We start from the raw sequence: 25965 nt of genomic DNA, 5'->3' as shown, positions 1-25965 counted from the left end.
GTTGACTGTGACACCGCCATCGGGAGCAAGCCCCCTCCCACATTGGATACGGGTTACCCCATCGCCTCCGCCAAGCTGCGGATGAACACGGCACTGTCGACAATGCCGTCGTGGTCCGTCTCGATCATCACCGAACGCTCGATGCGTCCCTGGCTGATCACTGTCGCCATCTGCTGTTCGATCAATTCCCTGAAGCGCCCTGCCCGGCTCATGGAAGCCCACCAGCAACTGACAGGCGCCTTGAGCGGTTTGAAGTCGGCCGCCACCATCCGTTCGCTCAGCGCCCGGTCGACGTCCCAGGCGATCTGCGCTTCGTTACCATGCAGCAGTTGCTCCTTGATCGCGATAAAGGTGTCACCCAAGGCCTGCTCAGCCCAGCTCACAAACCCTTGCCATTGTCCCGCTTCATCCTCGGCATCGCGCTGGCACTGCGCCCAGGCACGCTGAATCGCGTCGGCGAATTCAGGGAACAACACGCCCAATAAAGCGGCACGGCGCTCGTTGGCTGACACCTCACGATCGTCCCCGACGTCCACTGCGTCCCAGTAGGGTTTGACCCACTGCGGCGGTGCGGCGTCGATCCACCCTACAAACTCCACGTCACGCCCCGCCTGTTCCAGGCCGTGCGCCACTTCCATCGCCAGGTTACCGCCCAACGACCAACCGGCCAGACGGAACGCACCCTCAGGCTGGGCCGTCAACAGTTGTGCGGTGTAATCCTCGACCATCACTTGCCAGTGCGGCACCGCTGCGCCTTCCTCGGCCAAGGCCCGGCACATCACCCCCAATACCGGGCGCTGTTCGCGCAGTGCCAGGGCAATTGCGGTGTAGCAATGCACCGAGCCGAAACTTGGGTGGAACAGGAACAACGGCGTGCCTTCGGTCTGTTGGTTGAGCTTGACGATCAACGACGTGCGGCTATCGCCCTGCACGCATCTGACCTGACCCGCTACGGTCGGGTTAAGCATCAACTGACTGACCGACACGTTCACGCCGCTGACTTTGCGGATGCGTTCCTTGAGCATCAGGACCCGCAACGAATGGCCACCCAATTCGAAGAAGTTGTCGTGCAGCCCCACGCGCTCCACGTCCAGCACCTCGCTCCAGATCGCCGCGACCTGCCGTTCGAGTTCGCTCTGCGGTGCCTGGTACTGCTCGGCGCCGTGGGCCTGCGGCTTGGGCAACGCCTTGCGATCCAGCTTGCCATTCGGGCTCAGCGGCATCTGCGCCAGCAGCACCCACTGCGCCGGCACCATGTAATCCGGCAACTGCTCGGCCAGGTGCGCAACCACCTGCGCCTTCCAATCCTCCTGAGTTGTTTGCAGCACCAGGTAACCCACCAGATGCGTGCCGTCGACGGCCAGCACCGCCGCTTCGCGGACGCTGTCGAGCGCCAGCAGGCGTGCTTCGATTTCACCCAGCTCGATGCGCAGCCCCCTCAGTTTCACCTGATGGTCGATGCGCCCGGCGTATTCAATCACGCCATCCTCGCGATACCGCGCCAGGTCGCCGGTGCGATACAAGCGCGCGCCGCTGCCGAACGGGTCGGTCACAAAGCGTTCGGCGGTCAGCGCCGGGCGACGGTGATATCCCCGCGCCAGGCCAACACCGCCCAGGTACAACTCGCCCAACACACCGACCGGTGCCGGTTCCAGGTTGTCGTCCAGTACATAGCACGCCAGGTTAGCGATCGGCCGGCCAATCGGCACGGCGTCGCGGCCTTCCTCGACACAGGTCCAGTGGGTCACGTCAATCGCCGCTTCGGTCGGGCCATACAAGTTGTACAACCCGGCGCGGGGCAGCTTGGCGAAGACCTGCTGCTGAGCGTCTGCGGGCAGCGCTTCACCACTGCACACAATGCGCTGCAGGCTGTGACACGAGGCGACGTCCGCGTCCTGCAAAAAGGCTTGCAGCATGGACGGCACAAAGTGCAGCGTGGTGATGTGCTGCGCGTTGATCAGGCTGACCAGCCTGGCCGGGTCACGATGGTCGCCCGGTGCGGCCACCACCAGCCGTGCGCCGGTCATCAGCGGCCAGAAGAACTCCCACACCGACACGTCAAAGCTGAACGGGGTTTTCTGCAGCACGCTGTCGTGCGCGCCAAGGCCATACGCCTGCTGCATCCAGCATAGGCGGTTGGTCAGCGCACGATGGCGGTTGCCGGCGCCCTTGGGTTGGCCGGTGGAGCCGGAGGTATAGATCACATAGGCGAGGTTTTCGCCCTGCACCGCGATGTTCGGGTTGTGGGCGCTGAAGGCGTCCAGCCAGGCATCGCCGCTTTCCAGCACCAGGCTTTGTACCCCCGCCGGCACCGGCAGTTGCGCCTGCAAGTGGACCTGGGTCAATAGCAGTTGCACACCGCTGTCCTGCAGCATGTAGGCCAGGCGCTCACGCGGGTATTCCGGGTCCAGCGGCACATAGGCACCGCCCGCCTTGAGCACCGCCAACAGGCCGACAACCATTTCGATCGAACGCTCCAGCGCCAGCCCCACCAGCACATCCGGACCGATGCCGGCAACCCTCAGGCGATGAGCCAGACGATTGGCCCGCGCATTCAATTGGGCATAACTCAAGGTCTGCCCGGCGAACACCAACGCCGGGGCCTGTGGCGTGCGCTGCGCTTGGGCCTCGATCAACTGGTGCACCGCTTGATCCAGCGGATACTCCACCGCCGTGGCGTTCCAGGCCTGCACCACCGTTTCGCGCTCGGCTGCAGCCATGGACGGCAATGCACCGAGGCGTTGGGAAGCATCGTCGGCCAATGCCAACAATAATTGTTGGAAATGCTCGGCCAGGCGCTGGATGTGCGTCGCGCTGAAGGCCTGGCGGTCGTAATTGAACTCCACGCCCAGGCTGTCGCCCAGTGCCAACAAGACCGTCAATGGGTAGTGAGTCTGCTCCAGGCTATGCACCGCGCCAAAGCGCAGCCCCGACGGCGCGCCCTGCTCCAGGGCCTCGGACACCGGGTAGTTTTCGAATACGAGGATACTGTCGAACAGCGCCTCGCCGCCCAGGCCGGCCCAGCGCTGGATCTCGAACAACGGCGTGTGTTCCTGCTCACGCAAGCCCAGGTTCTGCTGCTGGATCTGCTGCAGCCACTGGCTGACCGACATCTGCGCATCCGGGGTCGCCACCACCGGCAAGGTGTTGATGAACAAACCGACCTGCTGTTCGATCCCGCGCAGTTGCGCCGGTCGCCCCGCCACCGTGGCGCCGAACGCCACGGTCGCTTGCCCGGTGTGCTGGCGCAGCAGCAACAGCCAGGCACCTTGCACCAGGGTGTTGAGGGTCACTTTGTTGCGCTGGGCGAATGCCTTGAGGCGTTCGGTTTGCGGCGCGTCAAGGCCCAGGCGATGTTCACCGTTGACCGCCAGGCTCGCGTCTGGCTGGGCATGTGTGCCCCGTGCCAGGCGCGTGGGTTCCTGCAGGTTCATCAACTGGTCTTTCCAGAACGCCTGGCTGAGCGCCTTGTCCTGGGCTTGCAGCCAGGCGATGTAATCGCGATAACGCCCGGTGGGCGCTGGCAACGGCTCACCCGCATAGTGTTGCAACACCTCGCCGAACAGCTGCGAACCACTCCAGCCGTCCATCAGGATATGGTGATTGGTGTAGATCAAGTGATAGCTCGACGCACCGGTGCGCACCACGGTCAAGCTCAACAGCGGCGCCTGCTCCAGCACAAAGCCCTGGGCCCGTGCCGACTCGGCCAGACCGTCGAGGGCCTGGGCCACATCCTCGCGGGCCTGCCAATCGATCTCCACAAACGGCAAGCGAGCCTGCTTGTAGACCACCTGCAGCGGCTGCTCCAGCTCGGCCTGCCAGACAAAACCGCTGCGCAGGATCTCATGACGCTCGACCGCTGCCTGCCACGCCTGGTGGAAGCGCGACACATCCAGGCCGTGCACGTCGATGCGCATCTGGTTGATGTAGTCACCCGAGCCTTCGCCATACAGTGACTGGAAGAGCATGCCTTGCTGCATGGGCGACAGCGGGTACAAGTCTTCGACCTCGGCCGCGTTCAGCGCCAAGTCGTCAAGCTGGTGCTGGGTCAACTGTGCCAGCGGGAAGTCGGAGGGCGTCACGCCCTGGTTGGCAGGCGTGCAGCAGTGGTCGATCAGGGCCTTGAGTTCCTCGGCGTACTCGTCGGCCAGTTGCTGGACGGTCGCCTGGGCAAACATGGCCTGGCTGAAACTCCAATTGAGCTTCAGCTCGCCGCCATACACCTGGCCGTTGATTTCCAGCCAGTTGCCCAGTGGCGCCTCCGGGCTTTGCTCGGCACCGCTGGCGTCACCGGACGGCGCGAACAACCCTGCTTGCTCAGCGCTGTCGAAGCTGGCGTCGAACTGCCCCAGGTAGTTGAACGTGATGCGTGGGCGCGGCAACGCAGCCAATGCCCGCTGGGCTTCGGCATCGCCCAGGTAACGCAATGCGCCGAAGCCCAGGCCTTTGGCGGGGACGGCGCGCAGCTGCTCCTTGATCTGTTTCAGGGAGCCGGCCAGCGTCGCTGCCGGCAGCAGTTGCAACGGGTACAGGCTGGTGAACCAGCCGACGGTGCGGGTCAGGTCGATCTCATCGAAGAGGTCTTCGCGCCCGTGGCCTTCGAGCCTGATCAACATCGACGCGTCACCGGTCCAGCGCGTGATCACACGGGCCAGGGCGGTCAGCAACAAGTCGTTAATCTGGGTGCGGTAGGCGCTAGGCGCGTCCTGCAGCAGGCGCCGGGTGTAGGCCGGGTCCAAATGCGTGGTCACACTCAGCGCCAAGTGGTTACTCAGGCTGGCCTGCGGGTCTGCGCCCGGCAAGCCGGACGGACTGCCCTGCAAGTGCGTCTGCCACCAGGCCAGCTCGTGTTGCAAGGCCGTGCTGCGCGCATAGGTCTGCAAGCGCTCGGCCCAGGCACGGGTGGCGCTGGTCTTGGCCGGCAGTTGCACGGCGGCGCCTTGGGCCAGTTGCTGGTAAGTGCTTTGCAGATCTTCGAGCAGGATGCGCCAGGACACACCGTCGATCACCAGGTGATGGATGACCAGCAACAAACGCTGGGAACCGTCGGCCAACTGCGCCAGCACCGCGCGCAACAATGGCCCGGCACTCAGATCGAGGCTACGCTGGGCTTCTTCGCCCAGGGCCTCAAGCTCCTCGACGCTATTCAAGCGGGTCTGCCACAGCACTTGGTCAGCCTGGTGCTGTTGCGGCTCGCGATACGCCGCGCTCCAGCCCGCCGGCCCGTGTACAAAGGTGCTGCGCAGCGCATCGTGGTGCACGATCAGCGCCTCGAGCGCGGCGGCCAACAGCGGTGCTTGCAACGGTTGGTGCGGTCGCAGTACAACGGACTGGTTCCAGTGGTGGCGCTGGGGTATGTCATCGGCAAAAAACGCCTGCTGCACCGGCAGCAGCAGTAACGCTCCGCTCAGCGCCGACTGATCCAGCACCACCGCGCCCTCGCCTTCCCGGGCGACGGCCGCCAGGCTCTGCACGGTCTGGTGCTGGAACAGATCCTTGGGCGAGAACCGCACCCCGGCCTGACGCGCACGGCTGACCACCTGGATGGAAATGATCGAATCGCCGCCCAGTTCGAAAAAGTTGTCATGCAAGCCCACTTGCGGCAGGCGCAACACGTCGGACCAGATCGCAGCGATTTTGCGTTCCAGCTCACTCTGCGGCGCCACATACACCTGCTGCATCAGGCTCACATCCGGCAACGGCAGGCCCTTGCGGTCGAGCTTGCCGTTGGGGGTCAGCGGCATGCGTTCGAGGAACATCAGGTGCGTGGGCACCATGTAGTCCGGCAAACGGGTTTTCAGGGCGCGGCGCAGGGCTTCGCGGCCGTTGGCTTGGGCGACGGCATCGTCGAGCAGGGCCGGGTCCAGCGGCACCACGTAGGCCACCAATTGCTTGCCGGTCGGGCCGTCCTGGGCCACCACCACGGTTTCGCCGACGCTGTCCTGCTCACGCAAACGCGCTTCGATTTCACCGAGTTCGATACGGAAGCCACGGATTTTCACCTGGTGATCGACGCGGCCGAGGTAGTCCACCACGCCATCCGCACGCCCACGGGTCAGGTCGCCGCTGCGGTACACGCGGCTGCCGGGCTTGCCGAACGGGTCCGGCACGAAACGTTCGGCGGTCAACGCCGGACGCTCCAGGTAACCCCGCGCCACGCCCTCGCCGCCCAGGTACAACTCGCCGGCCACGCCGATGGGTTGCAGATTGAGCTGGGCATCGAGCACGTAGCCGCTGCGGTTGCCCAGCAAGGTGCCGATGGGCGCGTAAACGGCGCCGCACGGGTCGCCTTTGCGCGCCTTCCATAGCAGCGGCGTGACCACGGTTTCAGTGGGGCCGTAGCCGTTGAACAGGTAAGTCGGTTTCAGCGCACGCCAGGCCAGGTCATAGCTGGCCTGCGCCACCGCATCACCGCCAAAGCAGTACACGCGCACCGCCGGTGGGTTGCCGTCGCGTTCGGCATGTTCAGCCAGTTGTTGCAGGTACACCGGTGGGAACACCGCCATGGTCACATTGTGGCGGTGCATCTGTGCGTAGGTGTATTCCGGCAACCACAGGCTGTCGTCACGGATCAGCACGCTGGCGCCGTTGATCAGCGGGTGCATCCAGCCTTCATGAGCACCGTCGAAAGCGAACGACATGAAGTGCAGTTCACAGTCGGCCGGGCTGGTTTCATAGCGCTCGCCAGTGGCGATGATGTGCGCCACCAACGGCCCGTGGGACACCGCCACGCCCTTGGGCATGCCGGTGGAACCGGAGGTGTAGATCACGTAGGCGAGGTTGTCGGCGTGCAGCGCCACATTCGGCGCCGCGTCATGCGCATCGCACCCAGCCAGTAGCTGATCCACAGCCAGGGCTTGCAGGCCTTCCGGGATCGGCAAGCGGTGTTGCACCGCCGAGTGGGTCAGCAGCAGCCGCGAGCGACTGTCCTGCATCATGTACAGCAGGCGGTCACGCGGGTATTCGATATCCAGCGGTACGTACACGCCCCCGGCCTTCATCACGGCGAGGAAGGCCACCATGATCTCGGCGCTGCGCGGCATGGCGATGGCCACCCGCACTTCCGGGCCGACGCCACGGGCGATCAGCGCATGGGCCAGGCGGTTGGCCTGGCGGTCCAGTTGGCCGTAGGTGAGCTGCTCGTCCGCAAACTTCACCGCCACCGCCTCCGGCGTCTCGCGGGCGCGGTCGGCCACCAATTCATGCACCAGCCGCTGGGCCGAGAAGCCGGATTCGGTACGGTCCCACAGTTGCAGGATCTGTTGCTGCTCGGCGGCGTCCAGCAGGCTCAACTGGCCGAGCTGCTGCCCAGGGTTGGCGACCATGCCATGCAACAGGTTCTGCCAGTGGCGCGCCATACGCTGCACGGTGCTGGCTTCGAACAGGTCTTGGGCATACCCCAGGGTGGCCCAGATACCTTCGGTGGACTCCTGGACATCCAGGTCCAGGTCGAAATGCGCGGTCTTGCTTTGCCACTCCAGCCCTTCGACCAGAAGCTGTGGCAATTGCTGCTGGACCTGGGCCTGGCCGACGTCGGTCTGGTGGTTGAACATCACCTGGAACAACGGGTTGTGGCTCAGGCTGCGCTCCGGTTGCAGCGCTTCCACCAGCTGTTCGAACGGCAGGTCCTGGTGGGCCTGGGCTTCCAGCGCGCGCTGGCGGGTGTGTTGTAACAGCTGCTCGACGCTCATCTGGCCGTGCAGCTCGGCCTTGAGCACCTGGGTGTTGACGAAGAAACCTATAAGACGCTCGGTTTCGCTGCGATTGCGGTTGGCGATGGGCACGCCGACGCGGATGTCTTCCTGGCCGCTGTAGCGATGCAGCAAGGTCTGGAACGACGCGAGCAGCAACATGAACAGGGTCACGCCCTGTTGCTGGGCCAGGGCTTTGAGTTTGTGGCTCAGTTCGGGGGCCAGCTCGAAGGCCAGGCGTGCGCCACGGTGGCTTTGCACGGCCGGGCGCGGGTGGTCGAACGGCAGCTCCAGCACGCTTTGCTCGCCGCCGAGCCGCTCGCGCCAGTACGCCAGCTGGCGGTCCTTTTCGCCCGCCTCCATCCAGTTGCGCTGCCACACGGCGTAGTCGGCGTACTGGATCGGCAGCGCCGGCAATTGCACATCAAAGCCTTGGCTGTAGCCCGCATACAGCTGCACCAGTTCTTCGACCATCAACTGCATCGACCAGCCATCGGAGACGATGTGATGCTGCACCAGCACCAGCACATGCTCATCCGCAGCCAGGCGCAGCAGCGACACGCGCAGCAATGGGCCGCGTTCGAGGTCGAACGGCTGGGCGATCAGCGCCTCCACCTGTGCCTTGAGGTCGGCCTCGTCGACCTCGGCGTGCGCGATCTGCAACGACGCCAGCGGCTCGATCACTTGAACCGTGCGCGCGTGATCCTGGCGCAGATAAGTGCGCAGGCTTTCATGCCGGGCCAGCAACGCGTCAAAGCTGCGCTGCAACGCGTCCAGGTCCAACTGCCCTTTCAGGCGCAGCGCACTGGGGATGTGGTACGCGGCGCTGTGGGGTTCCAACTGCCAGAGAAACCATTGGCGCTCCTGGGCGTAGGACAGCGGCAAGGGGTGCTCGCGCCCAGTCGGCAATAAGGCTGGCGCGGTCGGCACCTGGCTGTCCTGGGCCTGCAATGCCGCGACAAATGCATCCAGTCGCGGGTATTCGAACAACGCCTTGAGCGGCACCTCCAGCTGCAATGCCTGGCGAATGCGCGACACCACTTGCATCGCCAGCAACGAATGCCCGCCCAGTTCAAAGAAATGCTGGTTCAAACCGACCTTCTCGACACCGAGAATATCCGCCCAGACCGTGGCGACCTGTTGCTGCAACGGCGTGACCGGCGCCAGCCAGCCCGGTTGCGCCGCGTTGGCGTCGGGCTTGGGCAGAGCCTGGCGGTCCAGCTTGCCGTTGGGGTTGAGCGGCATGCGCTCGAGGAAGATCAGGTGCGCCGGCACCATGTAATCCGGCAGGTGTGCGCGCAGGATGATCAGCAACTGCTCGCCGGTCTTTTCGCGCTCGGCCTCGCTCAACGGCTGCGCGGGCACCAGGTAGGCCAGCAACTGATTGTCAGCCGCCAGCAACAGCGCTTCTCGCACGCTGTCCTGGGCCAGCAGCAAGGTTTCGATCTCGCCCAGTTCGATGCGGAACCCGCGAATCTTCACCTGATGGTCGACCCGCCCGACGTACTCCACCACCCCATCGGCGCGATAACGCGCCAGGTCACCCGTGCGATAAAGCCGCTCGCCGCAGGCGTTGAACGGGTTGGCCACAAAACGCTCGGCGGTCAGGCCCGGACGCTGCAGATAAGCGCTGGCCAGGCCGCTGGCGCTGGCAATGTAGAGTTCGCCCACGGCACCGATCGGCAACAGGTTCAGGTCGCGATCAAGCACCAACAAGCCACGCCCAGGCACTGCGCGGCCAATGGGGCTGGCGGTGACACCGCTGATGACGTTGGGGTCGGTGCAGTCCAGCACGCTGGAGACCACGGTGGCCTCGGTCGGCCCATAGGTGTTGAGCAGCCGCACATGCCCCAGGCCCGCGCGTTGCCACAATAGCGGGCCGTCCAACGGCATGGCTTCGCCGCCGATATGCACCTGGCGCAAGGCGCCGTAAGGCCGCGAGCCCGCCGCCAGGCAATCCTGCAAAAACAGCTTCCAGTACGCCGTGGGCAAATCGGCCAGGGTGATGCCCTGCGCAATGATCTGCCGGTACAGCTCGGCGCCGTCCCACAGCTGCGGGCCGCGCAGCACCACCGTAGCGCCGAGGGTCAGGGCCGGGTACAACTGCTCGACGAAGCCGTCGAAGTTCAGGGTCGCAAACTGCAACACCCGATCCTGCGCGACCAGGTGCGAGTACTCGGCCGCAATGCCGGCGAACTCACTCAACGCCGCGTGGCTGATGGCAACGCCCTTGGGCTTGCCGGTGGAGCCCGAGGTGTAGATCACATAGGCCAGGCTTTGCGGCTCAAAGTCGCCGGGTGGATTGTGGTCTGCGCACAACGCCAACGACGCCTGGACGAGGTCGATCGCCACGGCGTCTACCTGCGCCGGCAATGGCAGGCGCTCGCGCAGGTGCGATTGGGTCAACACCAGGCGCACGCCGCTGTCCTCGAGCATATGCAGCAGACGCTCGCGCGGGTACTCGGGGTCCAGCGGCACGTAGGCGGCGCCGGTCTTGAGCACCGCCAGCAAGCTCACCACCATGGCAAAGGAGCGCTCCACGGCGATCCCGACCAATGCGTGCGGGCCTACGCCCTGTGCCATCAGGTAGTGCGCCAGGCGGTTGGCCTGGCGGTTCAACTCGCCGTAACTGAGGGTTTGATCATCCAGGGCCAGGGCCTGGCGTTCGGGCTGCTCGGCGGCCTGGGCCTCGAACAAGTGGTGCACGCCTTGCAATGCACGGGCGCAGGCCGGGGCATTCCAGTCCTGAAGCATGCGCTGCTGCTCGGCGGCCCCCAGCATCGGCAGCTCGGCCAGACGGCTGCGCGGCGCGCTGACCAGCGCCTGCAACAGCTGCTGCCAGTGCTGCGCCAGGCGCTCGATGGTCGCTGCGTCGAACAGGTCGGTGGCGTAGCTCAACGCCGCCCACAGCCCATCGGCCGACTCGTGGGTATCCAGGCTCAGGTCGAAATGCGTGGTCTGGCTGTCCCAGTCCAGTTCCACTACGCGCAGGCCCGGCAATGCCTGGCCGTCGCGCGCGCCCTGGACGTCGGTCTGATGGTTGAACATCACTTGGAACAACGGGTTATGGCTCAGGCTGCGCTCAGGCGAAAGCGCCACCACCAACTGTTCGAACGGCAGGTCCTGGTGGGCCTGGGCCTCCAGGGCGCGCTGCTTGGTCTGTTGCAGCAGCTCGACAAAACTCATCTGCCCGTCCAGGTCAGCCTTGAGCACCTGGGTGTTGACGAAAAACCCGATCAGCCGCTCGGTTTCGACGCGGTTGCGGTTGGCGATCGGCACGCCGATGCGGATGTCCGACTGCCCGCTGTAGCGATACAACAGGGTTTGAAACGACGCGAGCAGCAGCATGAACGGGGTGACGCCCTCGTGCTGGGCCAGGCGCTTGAGGCCGGCGACCAGCTCGGCTTGCAGATGCACTTGCAAGCTGGCGCCGCGATGGCTTTGCTGCGCCGGGCGCGGACGGTCCAGCGGCAACTCCAACACCGGTTGTTCACCGCCCAGCAGCGCCTGCCAATAGGCCAGTTGCCGCGCCCGCTCCCCCGCTTCCATCCAGCCGCGCTGCCACAGGGCGTAGTCGGCGTACTGGATCGGCAGTTCCGGCAGTTGCAGGTCTTGGCCCTGGCTGTAGGCGGCATACAACTGCACCAGCTCTTCGACCATCACCTGCATCGACCAACCATCGGACACGATGTGGTGCTGCACCATCACCAGCACATGGTCATCTTCAGCCAGTTGCAACAGGGTCACGCGCAGCAGCGGCGCCTGGTGCAGATCGAAAGGCTGGGCCACCTCCGCTTCCACGCGCGCCATCAACTGCGCTTCATCGATCTGCGCCTGCTGGATGTGCACCCGCGCCTCGGGCAGCACGGCCTGGCGCACCTGCTCGCCGTCCTCGATCAGCTGCGTGCGCAAACTTTCGTGACGGGCCAACAGGCTGTCGAAGCTGCGCTGCAGGGCCGCCAGGTCCAGCCGCCCCTGCAAGCGCAAGGCGCCGGGGATGTGGTAAGTGGCGCTGTCGGGGTCCAGTTGCCAGAGAAACCACTGGCGTTCCTGGGCGTAGGACAACGGCACTGTGTCGCTGTCGTGACGCGTCGGGGCAATCGGCAGTTGAGCGAAACTCATGCCCCGGCCCTGCAGACGCTGATAGAACTGCTGGCGTTGTTCCAGAGGCAGGCGAAGAAAGCGCGACACCAGGTCGATGTTAGGGTTGGAAAGCATGGTTCAAATCGCCTCTAGTTCGCTCAAAAAGTCACGAAGATCATCAAAGTCTTCCTCGCTGCCGGCGCGGAAGGTGGCTGCGGCCTGCACGTAGGCGCGCAGCGATTCGGTCTGGAACAGTTCCATCAACGGTACGTCCAGGCCCAGTTCGGCCTGGACCCGCGAGGTGATCTGGATGGCCAGCAAGGAATGCCCGCCGACTTCGAAGAAGTTGTCGTTCAGGCCCACTTGCGCAAGGTGCAGCACGTCGGCCCAGATGGCGGCGATCTGCTGCTCCAGTTCGGTTTGCGGCGCCACGTAGCGTTGCTGCATCTGGCTGACGTCCGGTAACGGCAGGCCCTTGCGGTCGAGCTTGCCGTTGGGGGTCAACGGCATCTGCGCGAGGAACACGAAGTGCGCCGGCACCATGTAGTCCGGCAGGCCGCTTTTCAGGGCGCGGCGCAGGGTGTCGCGGAATTCGGCCTGGTCGGCCAGGGTCGCATCGGCCGGCACCACGTAGGCCACCAACTGCTTGCCGGTCGGGCCTTCCTGGGCCACCACCACGGTTTCGCCGACGCTGTCCTGTTCACGCAAACGCGCTTCGATTTCGCCCAGTTCGATACGGAAACCACGGATTTTCACTTGATGATCGACGCGGCCGAGGTAGTCCACCACACCATCCGCACGCCCACGGGTCAGGTCGCCGCTGCGGTACACGCGGCTGCCGGGCTGGCCGAACGGGTCCGGCACGAAACGTTCGGCGGTCAACCCCGGACGTTCCAGGTAACCCCGCGCCACGCCCTCGCCGCCCAGGTACAGCTCGCCGGCCACGCCGATGGGTTGCAGGTTGAGTTGGGCGTCGAGCACGTAGCCGCTGCGGTTGCCGAGCAAGGTGCCGATGGGCGCGTACACGGCGCCGCACGGGTCGCCTTTGCGCGCCTTCCATAGCAGCGGCGTGACCACGGTTTCAGTGGGGCCGTAGCCGTTGAACAGGTAAGTCGGTTTCAGCGCACGCCAGGCCAGGTCATAGCTGGCCTGCGCCACCGCATCACCGCCAAAGCAGTACACGCGCACCGCCGGTGGGTTGCCGTCGCGTTCGGCATGTTCAGCCAGTTGTTGCAGGTACACCGGTGGGAACACCGCCATGGTCACATTGTGGCGGTGCATCTGTGCGTAGGTGTATTCCGGCAACCACAGGCTGTCGTCACGGATCAGCACGCTGGCGCCGTTGATCAGCGGGTGCATCCAGCCTTCATGAGCACCGTCGAAAGCGAACGACATGAAGTGCAGTTCACAGTCGGCCGGGCTGGTTTCATAGCGCTCGCCAGTGGCGATGATGTGCGCCACCAACGGCCCGTGGGACACCGCCACGCCCTTGGGCATGCCGGTGGAACCGGAGGTGTAGATCACGTAGGCGAGGTTGTCGCCATGCAGAACCACGTTCGGCGCGGTGTCGCTGAGGTGCGCCCATTGCTCGGTAGCGTCAATCGCCAAGGTCTCCAGCCCTGCCGGAATCGGCAGCTGCGCCAATGCCTGGGTATGGCTGAGCAGCAGTTGCGCCCGGCTGTCCTGCATCATGTACAGCAGACGGTCACGCGGGTATTCGATATCCAGCGGTACGTACACACCACCGGCTTTGAGCACCGCGAGGAAGGCCACCATAATCTCGGCGCTGCGCGGCATGGCGATGGCCACGCGCACTTCCGGGCCGACGCCACGGGCGATCAGCCCATGGGCCAGACGGTTGGCCTGGGCGTCGAGCTCAGCGTAACTCAGGGTCTGCGCATCGAACTTCACCGCCACTGCATCCGGGGTCTGCCGCGCACGGTCAGCGACCAGCTCATGCACCAGGCGCTGGGCCGAGTAGCCGGATTCGGTACGGTCCCACAGTTGCAGGATGTGTTGCTGCTCGGCGGCGTCCAGCAGGTGCAACTGGCCAATGGATTGATGTGGATCAGCGACCATCGCCTTTAGCAGGTTCTGCCAATGCGCCGCCATGCGCGCGATGGTGGCGGGCGCAAACAGGTCGGTGGCATAGCTCAGGGAGGCATGCAGCGCCGTCGGGCTTTCTTCGACGTCCAGCGCCAGGTCGAACTGGGCCACGCCTTCGTCCCAACTCAGCACTTCAATGTGCAAGTCGGTCAGCTGTTGCAACTGGCTTGCGGCGGACGTCACGCGGTGGTTGAACAGTACTTGGAACAAGGGGCTCAGGCTGAGGCTGCGCTCCGGTTGCAACGCCTGCACCAGTTGTTCGAACGGCAGGTCCTGATGGGCCTGGGCGTCCAGGGAGCGCTGGCGCACCTGGCGCAGCAACTGCTCGACGCTCATCTGCCCGTACAGATCGGCCTTGAGCACTTGGGTGTTGACGAAGAACCCGATCAAACCCTCGGTTTCCAGGCGGTTACGGTTGGCAACCGGGACGCCGACGCGCACGTCTTCCTGGCCGCTGTAGCGGTGCAACAGCGCCTGATAGGACGCCAGCAGCACCATCGGCAGCGTGACACCAACGTTATGCGCCAAGGTGCGCAGGCCGCCTAGCAGCCCTGGCGCCAACTCGATGCCCAGGCGTGCGCCGCGATGGCTTGGCAGCGCCGGGCGCGGGTAGTCGAACGGCAGCTCCAGCACCGGTTGCTCGCCGCCCAACTGCTCGCGCCAGTAAGCCAGTTGACGCGCCTGCTCACCGGCCTCCATCCACTGGCGTTGCCACACGGCATAGTCGGCGTACTGGATCGGCAATGCCGGCAGGTGCGGCGTTTGCCCCTGGCTGAACGCGGCGTACAGCTGCACCAGTTCCTCGACCATCAGTTGCATCGACCAGCCATCGGAGACGATGTGGTGCTGCACCAGCACCAGCACATGGTCGTCCTCAGCCAGGCGCAGCAACTTGACCCGCAACAGCGGCCCGCGCAGTAAATCGAAGGGGCGTGCGACCTCGGCCGCCACAGCGCCCTTGAGGTCCGCGTAGGCACAGGCGCCCCGGTCGATATCGATCAGGCCCAGCGCTTCGATGACTTGCACCGCGCCCGTGGCCTCCTGGCGCAGATGGGTGCGCAGGCTTTCATGGCGCGCCAGCAAGGTGTCGAAGCTGCGTTGCAGCGCGACCTGGTCCAGCGGGCCATGCAAGCGCAAGGCACTGGGGATGTGGTAGGCCGTGCTGTGCGGGTCCAGTTGCCACAGGAACCATTGGCGCTCCTGGGCGTAAGACAGCGGCAAGGGTTGCGTGCGGTCGGCCCTTTGCAGCGCCGGCGCGGTGACGCCCTCCTCGCCCAGTGCGCGCACAAAGTCACCCAGCAGGGGTTGTTCGAACAGGGTCTTGAGCGCGACTTCCAGGGCCAAGGCCTGGCGCACCCGCGACACCACCCGCGTGGCCAGCAAGGAATGCCCGCCCAGTTCGAAAAAGTGATCGTCGAGACCGACCTGCGGCACGTCCAGCACCTCGGCCCAGATCGCCGCGACCTGTTGTTCGCGCGGGGTGACGGGGGCTAGATGGCCTTGACTCAGTTGGCTGGCATCCACCTTGGGCAAGGCCTTGCGGTCGAGCTTGCCGTTGGGGGTCAGGGGCAGACGGTCTAGGAACAGCAGGTGCGCCGGCACCATGTAGTCCGGCAGGCGCTCGCGCAACGCGGCTTTGTAGGCCTGTTGCTCCTCCGGTGCGGAGCTCACCAGGTAGGCGATCAAGCGGTCGTTGTCGGCCAGCACCACGGCTTCACGCACGCCTGGGCAGTCACGCAGGCAGGCTTCGATCTCACCCAGCTCGATACGGAAACCGCGCACCTTGACCTGGTGATCGACCCGGCCGAGGTACTCGACCACGCCGTCTGCGCGGTAACGCGCCAGGTCGCCGGTGCGGTACAGGCGTGCGCCGGGCGCCCCGAACGGGTCCGGCACAAAACGCTCGGCGGTGAGCGCAGGCTGTGCGTGATAACCACGCGCCAGGCCGACCCCGCCGATCAGCAGCTCACCGGCCGCGCCTTGCGGGCATGGCGTGAGCCCGGCATTGAGGATGAACAGCGAGGTGTTGGCGATAGGCCGCCCGACCAAAGGCTGCGCTTCGTGCAGCCGATGGGCCGCCGACCAGATGGTGGTTTCCGTCGGCCCATAGAGGTTCCACACCGGGCCTTGCAGAGCGAGCAGGCGCTGGGCCAGGTCAGCCGGCAACGCCTCGCCGCCGCACAGGCACTGGACGCCGCGCAACAGCTGCGCGCGCGGGCCGTCGAGCAGCATGCGCCAGGTCGACGGCGTGGCCTGCAGCACCGTGGCCGCCTGGCTGTGGGCCAGGTCGAGAATGGCTTCCGGGTCCAGCGCCATGGCCTGCTCGCTCAGCAGCACCGTCGCGCCGACACTCAGCGGCACGTAGAGCTCCAGGGCGAAGATGTCGAACGAGAACGTGGTCAACGACAACAGGCGGGCATCAGCGCCGATGGACAAGCTGTCGGCCATGGCACAGGTGAAACTGCACAGCGCCTGGTGCCGCACCATCACGCCTTTGGGCTTGCCGGTGGAGCCGGAGGTGTAGATCACATAGGCCAGGTGTTCCGGCGTGAGCGCAACCTCGGGGTTGTGTTCTGCACCCGGTTCATCCTCGACCAGCAGCACCTGCAGGCCCTCGGGCTGCGCCAGCTGGCCGTGCAACCGCGCCTGGGTCAGCAGCACCCGGGCGCCGCAGTCGTCGAGCATGAAGGCCAGGCGCTCGGCCGGGAACTGCGGGTCGAGCGGCACGTAGGCAGCGCCGGCCTTGAGGGTGGCCAACAGGCTGACCGCCATGTCCAGGGAGCGCTCCACATGCACCGCCACCAGCACGTCAGGGCCCACGCCTGCCGCAATCAAGCGATGCGCCAGGCGATTGGCCCGACGGTTGAGTTCGGCGTAGCTCAGGCGGTCGCCATTGAAGCGCAGTGCGACGGCCTCCGGCTGGGCAAGGGCTTGGGCCTCGAACAACTGGTGCACGCACTGCTCGCGTGGATAGTCGAATGAGGTGTGGTTCCAGCCTTCAACCATTTGCTGCCATTGCGGTGCGCTGAGCATTGCCAGGTCATCGAGCGCCTGGGACGCATCGCGCACCACTGCGTGCAACAGGTTGTGCCAATGCCCGGCCAGGCGTTCCAGGGTTGCCGCTTCGAACAGGTCGGTGGCGTACGTCAGCGACGCCCAGAGGCCATCGGCGGATTCTTCGGTTTCCAGGCTCAAATCGAACTGGGTGGTGTGACCGGCCCAGTCCAGCGCCTGCAACGCCAGGCCCGGCAAGTGCACAGGGCCGGCGCGCAGGCTGTCCTGATGGTTGAACATCACCTGGAACAGCGGGTTGTGGCTGAGACTGCGCTCAGGCTGCAAGGCTTCCACCAGTTGTTCGAACGGCAGATCCTGATGCGCCTGGGCCTCCAGGGCGCGCCGCTTGACCTGGGCCAATAACTGTTCGAAAGGCATTTGCCCATGCAACTGCGCCTGCAGTACCTGGGTGTTGACGAAGAAACCGACCAGTCGCTCGGTTTCCAGGCGCGTACGGTTGGCGATCGGTACGCCGACGCGGATCTCGGATTGGCCGCTGTAGCGATGCAGCAAGGTCTGGAACGAGGCCAGCAGGAGCGTGAACAAGGTCACGTCCTGACGCTGGGCCAACGCCTTGAGCTCGGCCACCAGCGCGCGGTTCAGATGGATCTGCCGGCGCGCGCCCCGATGGCTTTGCACCGCCGGACGCGGGTGGTCCAGGGGCAGCGCCAGCACCGGATGTTCACTGCCCAGGCGCGCGCACCAGTAATCGAGCTGGCGCTGTTTTTCCCCGGCCGCCATCCAGTCACGTTGCCACTGGGCATAGTCGGCGTACTGGATCGGCAACGCCGGCAAGGCGTTGTCGCCCTGGTAGAGCGCCACCAGCTCATCGACCATCACTTGCATCGACCAACCGTCGGAGATGATGTGGTGCTGGGTGATCACCAGCACATGATGCTCTGGCGCGACGTCGAGCAATTTAACCCGCATCAGCGGGCTGCTGCGTAGATCGAACGGGCGCTGGATTTCCTCGGCCACCGCCTGTTCGATCGCCGCCACATCGACGCGCTGCTGCTCGATGGTCACCGCCACGTGCGGATGGATGACTTGCAAGGTGTGCTCGCCTTGCTCCACAAAGGTGGTGCGCAGCGGCTCATGGCGCTGTACCAGGGCCTGGAACGCCTGCTCCAGTGCGGCGCGGTTGAGTTGGCCACGCAGGTGCAGGGCGGCAGGCACGTGATAGGCCGCGCTGGCCGGGTCCAGTTGCCAGAGGAACCATTGGCGTTCCTGGGCGAAGGACAACGCCAGCGGCCGACTGCGCTCCAGCGCCAGCAACGGCTGCGCCGTGCTCACCTGCAGCGCCGCGCAAGCGTCGGCAAATGCGCGCAGGGTCGGCTGTTCGAACAGCGCGCGCAATGGCACTTCCAGCTTGAGCGCATGCCGCACCCGAGAGATCACCTGGGTGGCCAGCAGCGAATGACCGCCGCGTTCAAAGAAGTGATCGTCCAGGCCGACGCGCTCAACCTGCAACACCGCTTGCCAGATCGCCGCGAGCTGGATTTGCAGCGGGCTGTGGGGCGCCACGTAGGCCGGGGCGTGCAGGTTCAGGTCCGGCGCCGGCAGTGCGCGGCGGTCGAGCTTGCCGTTGGTGTTCAAGGGCAAGGCCTCGAGCACCACCCACTGCCCAGGCACCATGTAGTCCGGCAGCGACTGGCGCAAACGGCCCGCCAGTGCCTGTGTCTCCAGCACATGGCCCTCGGCGGCTACCACGTAGGCGACCAATTGCGTGCCCGTGGCGCTCGGCAGCGCATGTACCGCCGCTTCACGCACCTGCGGCAAGGCTTGCAGGCTGGCTTCGATTTCGCCCATTTCGATGCGCAAGCCGCGAATCTTCACCTGATGGTCGATACGCCCGACGTACTCCAGCGCACCCGCCTCGTTGTAACGGGCCAGGTCGCCGCTGCGGTAGAGCCTCGCACCGGGGACGGGGGCAAACGGGTCAGGCAGGAAGCGCTCGGCGGTCAGCGCCGGGCGGTCAAAATAGCCTTGGGCCAGGCCGGCCTCGGCACCAATGCACAACTCGCCCACGCCATCGGCCGCCTGCAGTTCGAAAGCGCTGTCGAGCACGTAGAGCGAGCGCCCTGCAATCGCGCGCCCAATCGGCACGCCGAACGCGTCGCTGGCATCAGCCAACCGGCAATCGTGCACGCTGGACACCACCGTCGCCTCGGTCGGCCCGTACGTGTTGACCAGCCGCACATCGCCCAACCCGGCGGCATGCCAGGCGCGCAGGCCTTCCACGGACATGGCCTCACCGCCCACATGCACCTGGCGCAGCTTGCCCAGCGGGCGGCGGTGCACGGCGCATTCCTTCGCCAGCAAGTACCAGTAGGCGGCGGGCAAGTCGGCCAGGGTCACGCCCTGTTCAACGATTTCTCGCGCCAGTTGCCCGGCGTCCCACAGTTCATCGCCGCGCATGATCAGCGCCGCGCCCACGCACAGCGGCGGGTAGCACTGCTCGACAAAGCCGTCGAAACTGAAAGTGGCGAATTGCAGCACGCGGTCCTGGGCGCTCAGTTGGCTGTACACCACGGCGCTGTCGCAGAACTGGTCGAGGGCGGCATGGTCGATGGCCACGCCTTTGGGCTGGCCGGTGGAGCCGGAGGTGTAGATCACATAGGCCAGGTCCGCCGCCGTCGCGTGGTTGGGCGGATTGGTCGCAGGGTAGCCGGCCAATTCATCACCGCCGGCGCTGAAGTCGAGGCGGCTCAGCCCTGCCGGCAATGGCAAATCGGCCAGCAGACCGGTTTCGCTGAGCAGCAGGTCGAGGCGGCTGTCCGCCAGCATGTAGGCCAGGCGCTCGGCAGGGTATTTCGGGTCCAGCGGCACATAGGCCGCACCGCTCTTGAGCACCGCCAGCAGGCTGACGATCAGTTGCGGGCCACGACGGGACGCCAGGCCCACGCGCTGACCGGGGCCGACACCGCATTCCAGCAGGCGATGGGCCAGGCGGTTGGCGCGGGCGTTGAGTTGGGCATAGTTGAGGCGTTCGCTGCCAGCCTGCACCGCCAGTGCGTCCGGCGTGGCCTGGGCCTGGGCAGCGATGCGTTCATGGGCGCGCTGATGAGGCTGGGCGGCTGCAGGCAATTGGCTGAGGGCAAGCACGTCGCGCTGGGCGCTGGCGTCGAGCAGACGCAGGTTGCCCAGGGGACTTTGCGCGTCTGCGAGGAATTGCGCGAGCAGATACTGCAGGTTGTCGCTCAGGCGGATGACCTGGGCTTGGCTGAAGAGCGCCCGGTCGTAACTGAATTCCAGGCGCAGGCTGGCACCCAGTTCGATGCCGAGGGTCAGCGGGTAATGCGTGCGCTCATGGTTATGCAACGGCCCGAAGCTCAGCCCGGCCGGCGCCCCCTGCTTCAGGGCTTCGGCCACAGGGAAGTTTTCGAACACCAGCAAGGTGTCGAACAGCGCGGCGCCTGGTTGGCCAGCCCAGCCTTGGATGTCATAGAGCGGCACATGCTCGTGATCGCGCAGGCTGAGGTTCAGCGCTTGCAACTCGCCGAGCCAACTGATGGCCGATTGTGCCGGCGAGGCGGCGCTGATGATCGGCAAGGTGTTGATGAACAGGCCCAACTGCTGTTCGATCCCGGTCAACGGCGCGGAACGCCCAGCCACGGTGGCGCCGAACGCCACGCACGCCTGGCCGGTGTAGCGTTGCAGCAGCAGGCTCCAGGCTCCTTGCAGCACGGTGTTGAGAGTGACTTTGTGTTGGCGGGCGAACTCACTGAGGGTGTGGGTGAAGTCACGGCCCAGCACGACCTGATGGTCGGCAGTGCCTGCCCCGGCAACCGGCGTACGCAGCGCTTGGGCCAGCAGGGTTGGCGCCTGCAACGGCGCCAGCTGGGCTTTCCAGAACGCTTCGCCGTTGCCTTGCCGTTGCAGCCAGCCCAGGTAATCGCGAAATGGCCCGAGTGGTGCGGGCACGTCCTGGCCGGCGTAATGGGCGAGCACTTCGCCGAGCAACTGGGCGTTGCTCCAACCATCCATGAGAATGTGGTGGCTGGTGAAAATCAGGTGCCAGGTCGGCCCCGCGCCGCGCACCAGCATCAGGCGAAACAGCGGCGCGGTATCGAGTGCGAAACCGCGTTCACGCTCGGCGTGGGCCAGCGCATCCAGATCGGCACTCGGGTCTTCAATCACCTGCAGTTGCAGGTCGACCTGGCGCCGGATCACTTGATGGGCGCTGTCCAGGCCCAGCCAATGGAAGCTGCTGCGCAGGATGTCGTGACGGTCCAGCGCGGCCTGCCAGGCGCGCCCGAACGCCAGCAGATCGAGGCCGTCGATGTCGACGCGCAACTGGTTGATATAGGCCTGGACCTCCGGCGCCAGCAGGGTGTGGAACAGCATGCCCTGCTGCATCGGCGACAGCGGGTACAGGTCGGCGATGGCCGGCCCGGCCACCGGCAATCCATCCAGCTGCGCCTGAGTGACCTGTGCCAGCGGGAAATCCGATGGCGTGACCTGCCCGGCCGGTGTGGCACAGCAATGGGCGATCACGGCCTTGAGCTCACAGGCGAATTCATCCGCCAGGCGCTGGATGGTCGCAGTCTCGAACATCTCGCGACTGAAGCCCCACTGCAGCGCCAATTCACCGCCATACACCTGCCCTTCCACCGTCAGCCAGTTGGCCAGCGGTGCCTCGGGGGCCTGGGCCTGGCCGCTGCCCTCGGCGGCCGGTACAAACAGTGCCGAGTCATCGAACTGGCGATCAAACTGCCCCAGATAGTTGAAGGTAATGCGTGGCACGGCCAGGCCGGCCAGGGATTCGCGGGCTCCGGGCGCGCCGAGGTAGCGCAGCAGGCCATAGCCCAGGCCCTTGTCGGGGACTGCACGCAGTTGTTCCTTGACCGCCTTGATCGCGCCGGCCAACTCGCCGTCCGCTTGCAGGCGCAGCGGAAACAGGCTGGTGAACCAGCCGACGGTGCGCGTCAGGTCGATGCCGTCGAACAGGTCTTCGCGGCCATGCCCTTCCAGCTGGATCAATGCGGCGGACTGAGCGCTCCAACGGCTGACCACGCGCGCCAGGGCGGTGAGCAACAGGTCATTGACCTGGGTGCGATAGGCCGCCGGCGCCTCTTGCAGCAACTGGCGCGTGTGCTCGGCGTCGAGGCGCGTTTCCAGCTTGGCGCCCAGGCGATGCTGCAGACCGCCTTCGGGGTGATCACAGGGCAACTCGGCCTCGGCGGTTTGCGCCTGCCAATACGGCAGTTGGTGCTCGAGAACGTGCGCCTGCTCCTGCAGCCGGTGCGCCCAGTGCTGATAGGCGCTGGTCTTTGCCGGCAACCGCTGCTCGCGATACGCCTGTTGCAGGTCTTCCAGCAGGATGCGCCAGGACACGCCATCCACCACCAGGTGGTGCACCACCAGCAGCAACCGCTGGGTGCCGTCGGCCATCTCGACCAGGGCGGCGCGCAGCAACGGGCCGTGCTCCAGGTCAAGGCTGCGTTGGGCCTTGTCACACAGCGCGGCCAATTCGGCGTCGGTGTCGGCCTGGGCCTGCCACAGCAACGCTGCGTCGACCGCAGTGGCGTGGTGCTGTTGCCACCCTTGAGCCTGCGCCACGAAGCGCAGGCGCAGAGCATCGTGATGCTGAACCACTTGCATCACGGCCGCGTCGAGCCGAGCGGGCTGCAGTGGTTCACGCGGGGTCAGCAGCAACGACTGGTTCCAATGGTGACGCGCCGGGATGGCCTGGGCGAAAAAGCCCTGCTGCACCGGCGTGAGGATGACCTCACCGCTGACCGGCCCCTGATCGACTTCGCTCAGTTCGTCGACGCCCGCCACCAGCGCCAGGCTGCGCACACTCTGGTACTGGAACAGGTCGCGCGGACTGAGGCGGATACCGGCCTGGCGGGCCCGGCTGACCACCTGAATGGAGATGATCGAATCGCCGCCCAGCTCGAAAAAGTTGTCGTCCAGGCCGACAGCCTGAATGCCCAGCACGTCGCTCCAGATCGCGGCCAGGGCTTGTTGCACGGTGTTTTCCGGGGCAGCAAAGGCCTGCTGCGCCGTGGCGTCCGGCAGTGGCAGCGCCTTGCGGTCGAGCTTGCCGTTGGCGGTCACCGGCAGCTTGGCAAGCGTGATGAAGTGGCTTGGCACCATGTATTCCGGCAGGCTGCCAAGCAGCCAGGCCTTGAGGTCGGTCGGTGCGTCGCGTTCAAGCACCAGGTAAGCCACCAACTGCTTGCCGCCGTGTACCACTACCACCGCTTCGCGCACCGTTGGGTGCTGCATCAGGCGCGTTTCGATCTCACCCAGTTCGATGCGCAAGCCGCGCAGCTTGACCTGATGGTCGAGGCGGCCAAGGTATTCGATCACCCCATCGCCGCGCTGGCGCACACGGTCACCGGTACGATACAGGCGCTCGCCGGCCACGAACGGGCTTGGCACAAAGCGCTCGGCCGTCAGCGCCGGGCGGCGATGGTAACTGCGCGCCAGGCCGGTGCCGCCGAGGTACAGCTCGCCTGAGACACCAGCCGCAACCGGATTGAGCTGGGCATCCAGCACGTAGGTGCCGAGGTTGGCGATCGGCCGGCCGATGGGCACGCTGTCGGCGCCTTCGTCGATGCAGGTCCAGTGGGTGACGTCGATTGCCGCTTCGGTCGGGCCATAAAGGTTGTACAAGGCCGCATTCGCCAGTTTGGCGAACACTTGGCGTTGCGCGTCCAACGGCAAGGCTTCGCCACTGCAGACAATGCGCTTGAGGCTGGCGCAGGCCTCCACGCCGGGCTCATGGATAAACGCCTGCAACATTGACGGCACGAAGTGCACGGTGGTGATGGCGTGCCGGCCGATGGTCTCGATCAGGCGGGCCGGTTCACGGTGTTCGCCCGGCGCGGCAACCACCAGGCGCGCGCCCGTCATCAGCGGCCAGAAAAACTCCCACACGGAAACGTCGAAGCTGAACGGGGTTTTCTGCAGCACCGCGTCACCGCCATCGAGTGCGTAGGCCTGCTGCATCCAGCACAGGCGGTTGACCAGTGCGCGGTGGCTGTTACCGGCGCCCTTGGGTTTACCGGTGGAACCGGAGGTGTAGATAACGTAGGCCAGGTTCAGCCCATGCAGGCTGACGTCCGGGGCTGCGGTGCTGTAGCTGTCGAGCCAGTTCGCCGGCAGATCCAGGGCAATCACTTGGAGGCCTGCGGTCGGCAGCCGTGCCAGCAGGCTTTGCTGGCTGAGCAGCAGCCTGATGCCGCTGTCGTCGATCATGTACGCCAGGCGCTCCTCGGGGTATTCCGGGTCCAGCGGGACATAGGCGCCGCCCGCCTTGAGGATCGCCAGCAGGCCCACGACCATTTCAATGGAACGCTCGACACAGATGCCCACCAGCACGTCCGGGCCGACGCCTTGCTCGCGCAATGCATGGGCCAACCGGTTGGCGCGCGCGTCCAGTTGGGCGTAGGTCAGGGTCAGCTCACCGAACACCAGCGCTGGCGCATCAGGTGTGCGTTGCGCCTGGTCTTCAATCAAGTGATGGATCGCGTGTTCGGTCGGGTACGGCGTGGCCGTGTGGTTCCAGGTCTTGACCAGCAGTTGTAGCTCGTCGGCGTCCAGCATCGGCAGCTCACCGATGCGCTGTTCAGCGTCCGCCACCATCGCCTGCAACAGGCGGGTCCAATGGCGCGCCATGCGCTGGATGGAAGGCGCGTCGAACAGGTCGTTGGCGTAGGTCAGCGCGGCATGCAAGGTGCCGGATTTTTCATAGGTGTCGAGGGTAAGGTCGAACTGGGTGGTACGGCCCTGCCATTCCACCAGGGCCAGTTCCAGGCCGGAGGCGGTGCTGACAGAGGCGATATCCGCCACCACCGGTTGATGGTTGTACATCACCTGGAACAGCGGCGTATGGCTGAGGCTACGCTCGACGTTCAAGGCATCGACCAAGCGTTCGAACGGCAATTCCTGATGGGCCTGGGCGCCCAGGGCGTGCTCCTTGATGCCTTGTAGCAATTCGGTAATGCGGGTTTGGCCGGTCAGCTCGGTGCGCAGAACCTGGGTGTTGACGAAGAAGCCAATCAACCCCTCGACTTCAGTGCGGTTGCGGTTAGCGATGGGCACGCCGACACGAATGTCGCCCTGCCCCGTATAACGATGCAACAGCACGTTGAAGGCGCCGAGCAGCAACATGAACAAGGTAACGTTGTGCTTTTGTGCGCACAGGCGCAGTTGCGTGGCCAGCGCCGGGTCGATCTCGAAGGTATGGCGGGTGCCCTGGTAACTGGGCATGGCCGGCCGTGGACGGTCGGTCGGCAGCTCCAGAACCGGATGCTCATCGCCCAGGCGCGCCTGCCAATACGCCAACTGGCGCGCCTGCTCGCCGGCCTCCAACCAGCGGCGCTGCCACAGCGCGTAGTCACTGTACTGGATCGCCAGCGCCGGCAATTGTGGCGCCTCGTTGCGCTCGTGGGCGTCGTAGCAACGGATGAACTCGTCGATCAACACATTCATCGACCAACCGTCGGAGACGATGTGGTGCAAGGTCAGCAGCAGCACGTGCTCGTGTGCGTTGAGCCTGAGCAGCTGCACGCGCAGCAGCGGGCCATGCTCGAGGTCGAATGGCAGTAGCGACTGACGCGTCGCCGCCGCGTTGACCGCCTGCTCACGGTCAACGGGCGCCAGGGTGCTCAAGTCCAGGTGCTCGATGGCCAACGACGGCTCGATTGAAACCTGCACCAGACGCTCATCCGCTTGACGCTGAAACACCGTGCGCAAGGTTTCGTGACGCGCCACCAGGCTGGCGAACGCTTGTTCCAGGGCGTCGAGGCTGAGCGCACCTTTCAAGCGTACGGCGCCGGGCAGGTTGTAGGCGCCGCTGGCCGGATCCAACTGCCAGAGAAACCACATGCGTTGCTGCGCGTAGGACAGCGCCTGGCGATCCTCGGCCTCAACCCCTGCCGGAATCGGAAACCGGGAAAAATCCACGCCTTCTTTCTGCAAGGCCTGCAGGAACACTTGGCGTTTTTCCAGGGGCAACCCGATAAACCGGCGAGCAAGTTTCAAGGAGTCTTCAGCATTCATTTGTTGGAGTCCGGAG

Annotated in this window: 2 protein-coding genes; both read right to left on the bottom strand. The window is 65.5% G+C overall.

Features of this window, described 5'->3' with window-relative positions; all coding sequences use genetic code 11:
- Positions 1–53 precede the first annotated feature (53 nt).
- The gene (locus tag C4J93_RS12040; protein ID WP_124429421.1) at positions 54–11909 is read right to left on the bottom strand and encodes a non-ribosomal peptide synthase/polyketide synthase; all 11856 of its coding nucleotides are present in this window, start codon (positions 11907–11909) and stop codon (positions 54–56) included.
- 3 nt (positions 11910–11912) lie between these two features.
- Positions 11913–25949 (bottom strand): non-ribosomal peptide synthase/polyketide synthase, encoded by a 14037-nt coding sequence (locus tag C4J93_RS12035; RefSeq protein WP_124429420.1) that lies wholly within the window; start codon positions 25947–25949, stop codon positions 11913–11915.
- Positions 25950–25965: the final 16 nt, after the last annotated feature.

This window comes from Pseudomonas sp. R2-37-08W, assembly GCF_003851705.1.
Classification (GTDB): Bacteria; Pseudomonadota; Gammaproteobacteria; order Pseudomonadales; family Pseudomonadaceae; genus Aquipseudomonas.
This window is presented reverse-complemented; position numbering and strand designations above follow the sequence as displayed.